9 protein-coding genes are annotated in these 12,413 nt (G+C 73.5%); 3 read left to right on the forward strand and 6 right to left on the reverse strand.

The window, feature by feature from the left end; all coding sequences use genetic code 11:
* Positions 1–85 precede the first annotated feature (85 nt).
* From sucD to OG534_RS14130, 5 genes are all read right to left on the reverse strand, one after another.
* Positions 86–976: a succinate--CoA ligase subunit alpha gene (gene sucD / locus OG534_RS14110; RefSeq protein WP_030710487.1), complete on the reverse strand. Its 891-nt coding sequence runs from the start codon at positions 974–976 to the stop codon at positions 86–88.
* A 21-nt stretch (positions 977–997) separates the two neighbouring features.
* On the reverse strand, positions 998–2,176 hold the full coding sequence (gene sucC / locus OG534_RS14115; RefSeq protein ID WP_250744077.1) for an ADP-forming succinate--CoA ligase subunit beta: 1,179 nt from the start codon (positions 2,174–2,176) through the stop codon (positions 998–1,000).
* A 281-nt stretch (positions 2,177–2,457) separates the two neighbouring features.
* Positions 2,458–3,651 (reverse strand): VWA domain-containing protein, encoded by a 1,194-nt coding sequence (locus tag OG534_RS14120; protein ID WP_326588441.1) that lies wholly within the window; start codon positions 3,649–3,651, stop codon positions 2,458–2,460.
* 255 nt (positions 3,652–3,906) lie between these two features.
* Positions 3,907–6,210 carry a DUF5682 family protein gene (locus OG534_RS14125; protein WP_326588442.1) on the reverse strand — a complete coding sequence of 768 codons (2,304 nt, stop codon included), beginning with the start codon at positions 6,208–6,210 and terminating at the stop codon, positions 3,907–3,909.
* Complete coding sequence (locus OG534_RS14130) at positions 6,207–7,313, reverse strand: ATP-binding protein (protein ID WP_326588443.1); 1,107 nt, start codon at positions 7,311–7,313, stop codon at positions 6,207–6,209. Before OG534_RS14130 ends, OG534_RS14125 begins: the two co-directional genes overlap by 4 nt.
* 134 nt (positions 7,314–7,447) lie before the next feature.
* On the opposite strand from OG534_RS14130, the gene OG534_RS14135 reads away from it, so the two are divergent.
* Both OG534_RS14135 and OG534_RS14140 read left to right on the forward strand, forming a co-directional pair.
* On the forward strand, positions 7,448–8,791 hold the full coding sequence (locus OG534_RS14135; protein WP_326588444.1) for an SWIM zinc finger family protein: 1,344 nt from the start codon (positions 7,448–7,450) through the stop codon (positions 8,789–8,791).
* A 311-nt stretch (positions 8,792–9,102) separates the two neighbouring features.
* Positions 9,103–10,695: a DUF5691 domain-containing protein gene (locus OG534_RS14140; protein WP_326588445.1), complete on the forward strand. Its 1,593-nt coding sequence runs from the start codon at positions 9,103–9,105 to the stop codon at positions 10,693–10,695.
* A 164-nt stretch (positions 10,696–10,859) separates the two neighbouring features.
* On the opposite strand, the gene OG534_RS14145 is transcribed toward OG534_RS14140, so the two are convergent.
* The gene (locus OG534_RS14145; RefSeq protein WP_030389136.1) at positions 10,860–11,261 is read right to left on the reverse strand and encodes a cobalamin B12-binding domain-containing protein; all 402 of its coding nucleotides are present in this window, start codon (positions 11,259–11,261) and stop codon (positions 10,860–10,862) included.
* A 174-nt stretch (positions 11,262–11,435) separates the two neighbouring features.
* On the opposite strand from OG534_RS14145, the gene OG534_RS14150 reads away from it, so the two are divergent.
* A complete protein-coding gene (locus OG534_RS14150) occupies positions 11,436–12,218 on the forward strand; it encodes an esterase/lipase family protein (RefSeq protein ID WP_326588446.1) in 783 nt (260 codons plus the stop codon).
* Positions 12,219–12,413 lie beyond the last annotated feature (195 nt).

Genomic DNA, 12,413 nt, shown 5'->3' on the forward strand with positions numbered 1-12,413 from the left:
GAACGGGCGTGGCCCGCACCCCCCGAGGGGTGCGGGCCACGCCCGTACATCCGTGCACGCGTACGGACATCCGTACGGCGACTGCTTACTGAGCGGCGTTCAGGATCTCGCGCGCCAGCTTCGCGGTCTCGGTCGGCGTCTTGCCGACCTTCACGCCGGCGGCCTCGAGGGCCTCCTTCTTCGCCTGAGCGGTACCGGAGGAACCGGAGACGATGGCACCCGCGTGGCCCATGGTCTTGCCCTCGGGGGCGGTGAAGCCCGCGACGTAGCCGACGACCGGCTTGGTGACGTTCTTCGCGATGAAGTCCGCCGCACGCTCCTCGGCGTCGCCGCCGATCTCGCCGATCATGACGATGAGCTCGGTCTCCGGGTCGGCCTCGAAGGCCTCCAGGGCGTCGATGTGCGTGGTGCCGATGACCGGGTCGCCACCGATGCCGACGGCGGAGGTGAAGCCGATGTCGCGCAGCTCGTACATCATCTGGTAGGTCAGCGTGCCCGACTTGGACACGAGACCGATCTTGCCGGGCTTGGTGATGTCGCCCGGGATGATGCCGGCGTTGGACTGGCCGGGGGTGATCAGACCCGGGCAGTTCGGGCCGATGATCCGGGTCTTGTTGCCCTTGGCGGTCGCGTACGCCCAGAAGGCGGCGGAGTCGTGCACCGCGATGCCCTCGGTGATGACGACGGCCAGCGGGATCTCGGCGTCGATGGCCTCGACGACGGCGGCCTTGGCGAAGGCCGGCGGGACGAAGAGGACGGAGACGTTGGCGCCCGTCTTCTCCATCGCCTCGGCGACGGAGCCGAAGACCGGGACCTCGGTGCCGTCGAAGTCGACGGTGGTGCCGGCCTTGCGCGGGTTCACGCCGCCGACGATGTTGGTGCCGTCAGCCAGCATCAGCTTGGTGTGCTTCATGCCCGTGGCACCGGTCATGCCCTGGACGATGACCTTGCTGTCCTTGTTGAGGAAGATAGCCATGTGAGTCTGTGACCTCTGCCCTTACTTCGCAGCCGCGAGCTCGGCGGCCTTGTCGGCCGCGCCGTCCATGGTGTCCACGCGCTGGACCAGCGGGTGGTTGGCGTCCGAGAGGATCTTGCGACCCAGCTCGGCGTTGTTGCCGTCGAGACGGACGACCAGCGGCTTGGTGACCGCCTCGCCCTTGTCCTCGAGCAGCTGCAGCGCCTGGACGATGCCGTTGGCGACCTCGTCACACGCGGTGATGCCACCGAAGACGTTGACGAAGACGGACTTGACGTCCGGGTCGCCGAGGATGATCTCGAGACCGTTGGCCATGACGGCGGCGGAGGCGCCACCGCCGATGTCCAGGAAGTTGGCGGGCTTGACGCCGCCGTGGTTCTCGCCGGCGTAGGCGACGACGTCGAGGGTGCTCATGACGAGACCCGCGCCGTTGCCGATGATGCCGACCTCACCGTCGAGCTTGACGTAGTTGAGGTTCTTCGCCTTGGCGGCTGCCTCGAGCGGGTTCGCGGCCGCGTGGTCCACGAACTCCTCGTGACCCGGCTGGCGGAACTCGGCGTTCTCGTCGAGCGAGACCTTGCCGTCGAGCGCGATGACGTCGCCGTTGGCGACCTTCGCGAGCGGGTTGACCTCGACGAGGAGCGCGTCCTCGGCGATGAAGGTCGCCCACAGGGTCACGAGGACCTCGGCGACCTTCTCGGCGACCTCGGCCGGGAACTGCGCCAGCGCGACGATCTCGCGGGCCTTCTCGATGGTCACGCCCTCGTTGGCGTTCACCGGGACCTTGGCGAGCTTCTCCGGGGTCTCCTCGGCGACCTGCTCGATGTCCATGCCGCCCGCGACCGACGCCATGGCGAGGAAGGTGCGGTTGGTGCGGTCGAGGAGGTACGAGACGTAGTACTCCTCGAGGATCTCGGGAGCCGTCTCGGCGATCATCACCTTGTGGACCGTGTGGCCCTTGATGTCCATGCCGAGGATGTCCGTCGCCCGGGCGACGGCCTCGTCCGGGGTGGCGGCCAGCTTCACGCCGCCGGCCTTGCCGCGGCCGCCGACCTTCACCTGCGCCTTGACGACCGACTTGCCGCCCAGCCGCTCGGTGGCCTCGCGAGCCGCCTCAGGCGTGTCGATGACTTCACCGGCCAGCACCGGTACACCGTGCTTGGCGAAGAGGTCCCTCGCCTGGTACTCGAACAGGTCCACGCGCGTCCGTCCCTTGTCTTTTTTAAAGATTCGCAGTGATTCGCGGTTGTCTGCTATCTGCGTGGGCGTGCCGCGGAGGGCAACGTGACGGCGCTGTCACAAGGAAGGCGCACACGGTGACCGTGGACGCGGCATGTCCGTCCCGCAGGTTATCCCCGAGGGCCGTAGGTCCCTAAATCGCAGATCACACCTGAGCGGTGATACCTGTCACAGATCGCCTCACGGTTGAACTGGAAGTTCGTGTGATTCGCCGATTCACGCGACGGGCCGCGCGGGGGCCGTCAGGGGGTCGGCAGGGGCCGCTTCTCCAGGGCCGCGGCCATCACCTCCGGGAACAGGTCGGGGGTGCAGGCGAAGGCCGGCGCCCCAAGCGCCGCAAGGGCTGCGGCGTGCTCGCGGTCGTAGGCCGGGGCGCCCTCGTCGGACAGCGCCAGCAGCGTCACGAACTCGACCCCCGCCCCCTTCATCGCGGCGACCCGCTTGAGCATCTCGTTGCGTATACCGCCCTCGTAGAGGTCACTGATGAGGACGACGACGGTGTCGGCAGGGCGGGTGATCTTCGACTGGCAGTAGGCGAGGGCCCGGTTGATGTCGGTGCCGCCGCCCAATTGGGTGCCGAAGAGGACGTCGACCGGGTCGTCGAGCTGGTCGGTCAGGTCGACGATCGCGGTGTCGAAGACCACCAGACGGGTGGCGATCGAGCGCATCGAGGCGAGGACCGCGCCGAAGACGGAGGCGTAGACGACCGAGGCCGCCATCGAACCCGACTGGTCGATGCAGAGGATCACCTCCTTCTTCACCGATTGCGCCGCCCGGCCGTATCCGATCAGCCGCTCGGGCACGACGGTGCGGTACTCGGGCAGGTAGTTCTTGAGGTTGGCCCGGATCGTGCGGTTCCAGTCGATGTCGTGGTGGCGCGGGCGGCTGATCCGCGCGGACCGGTCGAGGGCGCCGGTCAGGGTCGCCCGGGTCCGCGCCGCGAGCTTCTTCTCCAGCTGCTCGACCACCTTGCGGACCACCGTGCGGGCCGTCTCCTTGGTCGTCTCGGGCATCGCCTTGTTCAGCGAGAGCAGCGTGCCGACCAGGTGGACGTCGGGCTCGACGGCCTCCAGCATCTCCGGCTCCAGCAGCAGGGTGGCCAGGCCGAGCCGCTCGATCGCGTCGCGCTGCATGACCTGGACCACGGAGCTCGGGAAGTACGTACGGATGTCCCCGAGCCAGCGGGCCACGTTCGGCGCGGACCCGCCGAGCCCGGCCGACCGCGCCCCCGACGTCCTGCGCGACCCGGCGTCACCGCCCCCGCCGTACAGCGCGCCGAGCGCGGCGTCCATCGCCGCGTCCCGCCCTGTCAGCGCACACCCGGTGCCGTCGGCCTCTCCCCCGCCGAGCACCATCCGCCACCGCCGCAACCGCTCTCCCCCGTCGGCTCCACCGACGCCCTGCCGTACGTCCACGGTCATGTCCGCCCCACTCATCTGCCCATCCCCCTGCACTGGTCGCCTCCACCGGCTTCACCACCGGCCACATCCATCCGAACCAGACATCCAGTCCGGCCGTTCCAGCCCAGCCGTCTCCTCAACACCCAGCCCGCCCCTCTCATCCCCGCCCGGCCCCATCCAGCCCCGCCGGCGTTTGAGGCGCTCTTTCAGCCCCGCCGGCGTTTGAGGCGCGGGGGTCCGGGGGCAGCGCCCCCGGCAACGGCGCCGCACCCGGGCACGGGACGGGGCCCCTCAGGCCGCCGCGACCCCGCCGGGAGCCAAAAGCAACATCCGCACCAGCCCCACCACCGCATCCGCCCGGACCAGGTCCAGCTCCGGCGCGAAGCCGGCCGACCCCGCGGAGGAGCCGGCCCCGGCAGCCGCCGACCCGCCCGGCCCCCTCCGCACCAGCTCGCCCAACGTCCGCTTCACCCCCGCCTCGTACGCCCCGAAGGTCCGCCGCAGCAGGGGCAGCACATCCGTGAACGCCCGCTCCGGCACGCCCACCAGCCAGGTGTCGATCAGCCCCAGCAGCCGGTCGTCGTGGACCAGCAGCGTCCCCCCGCCCGAGCTCCCGCCCGCGAAGCCCTCGATCCAGCCCGCCGCATCGGCCGGCGCGACCGCCGGGGACAGCGCGAGCCCCATCAGCCGGGCCGTCTCCTCCGCCGGCAGCCGCCCGTCGTCGAGGAGCAGCCGGACCGCCCGGCCCCGTATCAGGCCCGGCACGGTATCCCGGCCCGCCAGCGTCCGCAGCACCGCGGACCAGCGCTCCCGCAGCCCCTCGTCCGCGTCGGCCAGCAGCGTGACCGCGCCGTGCACCCCGTCGACGTGGCCGCGCAGCTCCGCCGCCGCGTCGGCGTCCATACCGGCCGCGCAGGCCGGCGGCAGCGCCACGCAGATCCGCTCGGCGAGCCCGGCCGCCACGGTGCCGAGCGCCGCCGCGTCGGTACCCCGCACGTCTCCGTACCGCAGCGAACGGGCCAGCGCCGGCAGGGCCTTGGCGAGCCGCGACACGTCGGTGTCCAGCGCGGCCCGGTCCGCGAGCGCCCGCAGTACGGCGGGCAGCGCCTCGGACAGTCCGGCCAGCAGGCACCGCTCGGCCAGCTCCGTCACCTCGCCCAGCTCCGCGGATCCGGCCGCGTCCGCCTCGGCCTTGGCGGTGGCCGCCGCGAGGACGGTGGTGCCCCAGATCCCGGCCTCGGCGACCCGGACCGACAGCTCCGGCTCCCACCGCAGCCGCCAGGTCTCGCGGAAGGTCCCGGTGCTGCCCCGGGAGGCGGTCGGTGTGCCCCATTCGATGCCGAGCAGCCGCAGCCGGTGCAGCAGCAGGGACTTCGCCGTGTCGGTGTCCTTGCGCAGGTCGAGTTCCAGCTCGCGGTCCTGTGCCTCGGCCTTGAGCCGCAGCGAGCGCTGCTGCCGTGTCAGGTCCCGCTGGAGCGGGACGACGGGCGCCCCGTCGGGGACTTCGCCGAGCACGTCGCCGACGACGAGCCGGTCCTCGATCAGCGCGAGCGGTATGTCGGAGCCGTCGCACATCACCGCCCGGACCGCTTCGAGGGTCTCCGTCAGGCCGGGCAGCGGTCTTCCGCGCATCGCGGCCAGGGTGTCGGCCAGCCGGACCGCTTCGATGACGTGCGCCGAGGAGACCTGCCGGTCCTCCGCGCGGAGCAGGCCGGCGACCTTGGTCAGCCACCGCTCCACGGGCCGGTCCTCGGCCGAGAAGAGGTGGGCGTACCAGCCGGGCGAGGTGATCCCCGCGCCGTACCCGCCGGCCCGGGCGAGCCGGCGGTGGGTCCAGGGCACCCAGGTGGTCTCCACCTTGACCTTCGGCAGGCCGGTCAGCAGCGCCTTGTCGGCGGCCACGGTGGTCTTCGCCCGCAGCGCCGGGACGTGCCAGGCCCCGCACACGACGGCGTACGCGTCGCCGAACTCGCGCCGGGCGGCGCGCATCCGCTGGCGCATGTACGCCTCGCGCACCAGGTCGCGGTGGTGGCCGCCGTCGCCGTACGCCTCGCGCAGGGCTCCCATGGCCTCCCCGAGCGCCTCGAACGCGCCGAGCACCTCCTCCCGAACGCCTCCGGCGCCCCGGTGCTCGACCACGTCCTCCCACCAGCGCTCGGGGTCGTCGTACCCGGCGGTCTCGGCCAGCACGGCGAGCGGGTCCAGCCTGACCGCATCGGACTCGCGGTGGTCCGCGTCCGCGGCGCCGTCGGCGGCCCCGTCCACGGCCAGCGAGTGCGCGGCCGGCAGGTCCATGAACCGCACCGGTACGCCGGCCTCCTGCGCCCAGCGGATCGCCACCCATTCCGGGGAGAAGTCCGCCAGCGGCCAGAAGGCGGCCCGGCCGGGGTCGTCCGCGGCGTGCGCGAGCAGCGCCACGGGCGGCCGCATCCCGGGGTCGGCGGCCAGCACGAGCAGCGCGTCCCCCTCGGGCGGCCCCTCGATCAGCACGGCCGCGGGCCCGGCCTCCTCCAGGGCGGCCCGCACGGCGCGGGCCGAGCCGGGCCCGTGGTGCCGTACGCCCAGCAGCAGCGGTCCCTTCGGGCTCGGGCTCATACCGTCACCTCCCGGCAGGCCCGGTAGAAGTCCTTCCAGCCGTCGCGCTCGCGGACCACGGCCTCCAGGTACTCCTGCCAGACCACCTTGTCGGCGGCCGGGTCGCGGACGACCGCGCCGAGGATCCCGGCGGCCACGTCGGAGGGGCGCAGTACGCCGTCCCCGAAGTGGGCGGCGAGGGCCAGGCCGCCGGTGACGACGGAGATGGCCTCGGCGGTGGACAGGGTGCCGCTGGGCGACTTCACCTTGGTCCGGCCGTCGTCGGTGACGCCGTCGCGCAGCTCGCGGAAGACGGTGACGACGCGGCGGATCTCCTCCAGGCCCTCGGGCGCGGCCGGCAGGTCGAGGGCGCGGCCCATCTGGTCGACGCGGCGGGCGACGATGTCGACCTCGGCGTCGGCGGTGGCGGGCAGCGGCAGCACCACGGTGTTGAAGCGGCGGCGCAGCGCGCTGGAGAGCTCATTGACCCCGCGGTCGCGGTCGTTGGCGGTGGCGATGAGGTTGAAGCCGCGCACGGCCTGCACCTCTTGGCCGAGTTCCGGTATCGGGAGCGTCTTCTCGGACAGGACGGTGATGAGGGTGTCCTGGACGTCGGCGGGGATGCGGGTGAGCTCCTCGACGCGGGCGGTCATGCCGTCGGCCATGGCTCGCATGACGGGGCTGGGGACGAGGGCCTCGCGGCTGGGTCCGTGGGCGAGCAGCCGGGCGTAGTTCCAGCCATAGCGGATGGCTTCCTCGGGCGTGCCGGCGGTGCCCTGGACGAGGAGGGTGGAGTCGCCGCTGACCGCGGCGGCGAGGTGTTCGGACACCCAGGTCTTGGCGGTGCCGGGGACGCCGAGCAGGAGCAGGGCGCGGTCGGTGGCCAGGGTGGTGACGGCGACTTCGACGATGCGGCGCGGTCCCACGTACTTGGGTGTGATCACCGTGCCGTCGTCGAGCGTGCCGCCGAGCAGGTAGGTGGCGACGGCCCACGGGGAGAGCTTCCAGCGGGTCGGGCGGGGCCGGTCGTCGGCGGCCGCCAGGGCTTTCAGTTCGTGTGCGAAGGCGTCTTCTGCGTGCGGTCGCAGCGCCTCGGCGCCAGTGCTGTTCGCGGGCGTGGTCATGGTCCCCCTCCAATGCTCGGCAGCCGCTTCCGACTGCTGCATCCAAGGTGCACCACGCCACTGACAACGCCCCCTGCTCCTGCCATCGTTGCAGGTCAGAGCGATTGTCAGTGGGGTTCTCTACGGTGGTTCACATGACTGAGCACGGGGTCCGCTGGACGGCGGAACAGGTACTGGCTCTGGCTCCTGACGATGCCTCACGCAAGGCAGGGGGCAGACTCGGCGGGGCGGGGCCGTGGTTGCAGATCGGAGGTTCCGCTTCCGGTTCTGTGTGGGGGTTGTGCAAGGGCAGCGGGAGCAAGCCGTACCGGACGGTCGTGGACCTGACGGGCCCGGCGTACAAGTGCTCCTGCCCGAGCCGGAAGTTCCCGTGCAAGCACGCCTTGGGACTGCTGCTGCTCTGGTCCGCCGAGGGGGTCGGCGAGCCGGGCGAGGCACCGGACTGGGCCGCGTCGTGGCTGTCGGAGCGGGCGGCGAAGGCCGCGCGGCCGGCCGCCGGGGCGGGCGGGCCGGTGGACGAGGAGGCGGCGCGGCGGCGGGCCGAGCGGCGGGCGGCACGCATCGGCGCGGGCGTCACCGAGCTGGAGCAGCGGCTGGCCGACCTGTTGCACAGCGGCCTCGCGGGCCAGGAGCAGGCGGGATACGCGGCGTGGGAGGAGACGGCCGCCCGCATGGTCGACGCGCAGGCACCCGGACTGGCGGGGCGGGTACGGGAGTTGGGGACGATACCCAGTTGCGGCCCCGGCTGGCCCGCCCGGATGCTGGAGGAGGCGGCGCTGCTGCACCTGCTGGACCGGGCCTGGCTGGGGGTGGCCGGGCTGCCTGAACAGCTGGCGGCGACGGTGCGCAGCCGGGTCGGACTGCCGGCCTCCGGGGAGGGGGAGGCCGTACGGGACCACTGGCTGGTCCTGGCCCAGTACGACTCGGCGTCCGCGGACGGCCGGCTCACCACCCGCCGGATATGGCTGCGCGGGCTGGCGGGCGGGCGGCCCGCCATGGTGCTGGACTTCGGACCGCCCGGGCGGCCGCCGGGGCTGGCGCTGCCGGTGGGGCTGGTGCTGGAGGCGGAGATGCGCTTCCGGCCCGGGTCGGCGGGGCTGCGGGCGGATCTCGGGGAGAGGTTCGCGGCGGCCGTGCCGTGCGCGGAGGTTCCGGCCGGGGTGAGCACGGGGGCCGCCCTGGAGGCGTATGGGGCGGCGCTGCGGGAGGACCCGTGGCTGGAGTCCTGGCCGGTGGTGCTCGGCCCGGTGGTCCCGATACCGGGTGAGCTCGGCTGGCAACTGGCGGACGCGGAGGGCACCTCCGCCCTGCCGGTGCCCCTCACCGGGGCCGGCAGCCGCTCCCGCGCGGGTCTGTGGCAGCTGGCCGCGTTGTCGGGCGGGGGCCCGGTCACGGTGTTCGGCGAATGCGGCCACCGCGGATTCACCCCGCTGACGGCCTGGCAGCCGCACGCGCCGGAGCCGGTCGCCCTGGCCTGAGCGGGGCGGGAACACAGCGGGGCGGGAACACAAGGAGAAATCGCTGGGGGCCTGGGGGCCCGTATGCCGTCCCGCAGGGACGGCGGGGAGGGGACGCGCACGGCGCCGGGGGGCGCCCGCGCGGCACGACGAAGATGCGGCGGCGCGGGGGCGCCGGCGTTGTGGTGACGAGAGGCCGGGGGGCTTGCATGAACGACAACCACGCCAGCTGAACGCAGGTGCACGGGGGCATCGACAGCTCCGGTCCCGTGGAGGGGACGGGACCGGAGCCACGGCACGCGACGCAGGACGAACGACGAGGGAGGGGCCCGATGGGCAAGGGTGACGAGGGGTACGGGGAGTGGGAGGAGCTGGTCGGCGCCGCACTGCTGGGCACCGGCCGGCGCCGGGGCGGGGGCCCGGCCGGCTCTCCCGAGGCGCTCCTGGACGCGGCGGCCGTGCACACCGTACGGCGCCGGGCCGGGCTGCGGCCGGCCGAGGCGGGCCCGCGCCCGCAGCCCGCGCCCCGGGACCCCCGGCCGGCGCCACCGGAGGCGGCCCGCCGCCGGCTCGCACAGCTGCTGGCCGGCCGCACCGGCGCGGTCAACGGCGGCGGGCGGCGCGGGACCGCCCCGGATCTGACGGAGCTGCTGCCCCAGTGGCTGGCCGCGGCCGGCCGGCACGGCTACCGCGCGCCGGCCGCACTGGTACCGGCGCTGCTGGACGCGGCCCGGGCCCGTACGGACCTGCGTCCGCAGGCCCTGTCCCTGGCCGGGACGCGGGGGATGTGGCTGGCCCGGATGAATCCGGACTGGCGCTTCGCCCTGCGCGGCGGGGTGGGCGGCGCCGGCGAGCTGCCGGACGTCACGGACCGGGCGGGGGTGGAACGGCTGTGGCAGGAAGGGCTGTTCGCTGAACGGGTGGCCCTGCTGGGCGCCGTACGGGCCCATGAGGCGGCGGCCGCGCCGCGGCTGCTGGCGACGACCTGGGCCACCGAACGGGCCGAGGACCGGCTGATGTTCCTCGATTCGCTGCGGGTGGGGCTGTCGCCGGGGGACGAGCCCTTCCTGGAGGCGGCGCTCGGTGACCGCAGCCGCAATGTCCGCGCGACCGCCGCCGAGCTGCTGTCGGCGCTGCCGACATCGGCGCTGGCGGGACGGATGGCGGAGCGCGCGCTGGCCTGCGTGGGCCCGGAGGGGGTGACCCCGCCGTCCGAGTGCGATGCGGAGATGCTGCGCGACGGGGTGGTCAAGCGGCCGCCCGCCGGACGCGGGGAGCGGGCCTGGTGGCTCGGCCAACTCGTGGAGGCGGCGCCGCTGTCGTGCTGGCGGGAGCGGTTCGGCGGGCTCGGCCCGGCGGAGATAGTGGCGCTGCCGGTGGCCGAGGGCGAGGGCTGGACGGAGGAACTGCACGCGGCGTGGTGCCGGGCCGCGGTGCGCCAGCGCGACGCGGGGTGGTCGCGGGCCCTGCTCGGCCCGGCGTCGGCGCCGCCCGCGGCGGCCCCGGGCACGGCGTCGCTCGCGGAGCGGGCCAAGCTCCTGGAGACCCTGCCGGACGGCGAGCGGGCGCAGTGGGTCGCGCAGTTCGTACGGGCCCACGGGCTCTCGGAGGCGTTCCAGCTGCTCGGGGTGTGTGTGGTGCCGTGGGCCGGGGCCCTGGGCCGGGCGGTCGTGGACGCGCTGGACACCGCCCGGGACGCGGGCAGCTACCCGTGGAGCTTCAGCGGGGTGATGGGCCTGGCCGAACGGTGCCTCGATCCCGCGGAGGCCGGCCGGCTGGAGGCCCTGACCGCGGCCGCGGAGGATCCGCCGGACGCGGCTCCGGGCGCGGCCGCGTACTGGGCCGAGGCGTTCCAGCGGCTGGTGGCCACGCTTCGGCTGCGCGAGGCGATGCTGGCGGAGCTGGCGGACCTGGCTCCGGCCTGATCCCTCCCGGGGGGCGGGTGTGGGTGCGGGTGCGGGCCGCCGCTGCGCGGAGCTGCTCCCCCACCCCTCCCATTCGCCGCTTCCCGGGCTCCGGCTCCGCCCTGACCCGCGCCTCAAACGCCGGCGAGGCCGAAAGCCGGACACGAGCCGCTTGGCGCCGCAGGCTACTGGCGCACGTGCCCGCGGACCCAGTCCACGATGGCCGTCGTCGTCGCGCCCGGGGTGAAGATTTCGGCCACGCCCTTCTCCTTGAGGGGGGCGATGTCGTCCTCCGGGATGATGCCGCCGCCGAAGACCTTGATGTCCTCCGCGTCGCGCTCCTTGAGGAGCTCCAGCACACGCGCGAAGAGCGTGTTGTGGGCCCCGGAGAGGATCGAGAGGCCGATCGCGTCGGCGTCCTCCTGGATCGCGGTGTCCACGATCTGCTCGGGGGTCTGGTGGAGGCCGGTGTAGATGACCTCCATGCCCGCGTCCCGCAGCGCCCGCGCGATCACCTTGGCCCCGCGGTCGTGGCCGTCGAGACCCGGCTTGGCCACCACCACACGGATCGGACCGGTCACACCCATCGCACTGCCTCCCGAGTGAACGAACGTTAAGTACAGCATCGCGCACGCCGCCGTTTCGCGGTCCATCACGAGGGGGAAATCACACGTGGGACGGCATTGCGCCACCGTGCCGACAGCCGCACGGCACGGTGACGCAACGGCCGCGGGTCCCAAGAGGCTCAGGGGAGGCCGTCGATGGGGCTGTCCATACCCATGTCCATGCCCTTGTCCGGCGCCGCGCTGCGGGCCGGCGCGCTCGAGGTGGTGGTGCTCGGCGGGCACCTCCTGCTGTATCCCACCGGAGTGTGCCAGGAGAAGGTCGTCTCCGGGCCCCCCGCGACACGGCCGCCCGTCCTCCTCCTCCACGGGTTCTCCGACAACCGGTCCGTCTTCGTCCTGCTGCGCCGCGCCCTCGGGGCGGACGGCCGCCGGCACGTGGAGGCGTACAACTACTCGCCCTTCACCGTCGACCTGCGCGTCACGGCGCGCCATCTCGCCCGGCGCGTCGAGGAGCTGTGCGAGCGCACCGGACAGGAGCGGGTGGATCTGGTCGGGCACAGCCTGGGCGGCCTGGTCGGCCGGTATTACGTGCAGCGCCTGGGCGGCGACACGCGCGTGCGGACCCTGGTCACGCTCGGCACCCCGCATTCCGGCACCCGGGTCGCCCCCTTCATGGACGCGCACCCGCTGGTGCGGCAGATCCGCCCGGACTCGGAGGTACTGGCCGAGCTGGCGGCGCCCGCGCCCGGCTGCACCACCCGGTGCGTGGCGTTCTGGAGCGAGTTCGACACGCTGATGACTCCGGTCGGAACCGCGCGGATCGAGCACCCTGATCTGCACGTGGAGAACGTGCAGGTGACCGGTATCGGGCACCTCGCGCTGCCCGCTCATCCCGCCGTGATCGCAGCGGTCCGGCGCGCCCTCGACGGGCCCGGACTCGCCGCCGTCACGAGCTCGGACACCGCCTCCGTCGCCTAGCCCCAGACGACCAACAGTCGAACGGATTTCGAACTCAAGGCCAAGGCTGCGTCTTTCGGCGACCGAAAGGCGGCCGAATGCCCGGTTCCGGGGATCTGGAAACCCGGCGAAGATTGTCGTTGCGAGTAACCGACGGGTACAGTCACGCCACTGCTCTCCTCCGGTGAACTTCGAGTTCCCGGCCACCCAGGCCCC

This window comes from Streptomyces sp. NBC_01294 (assembly GCF_035917235.1).
Lineage (GTDB): Bacteria > Actinomycetota > Actinomycetes > Streptomycetales > Streptomycetaceae > Streptomyces > Streptomyces caledonius.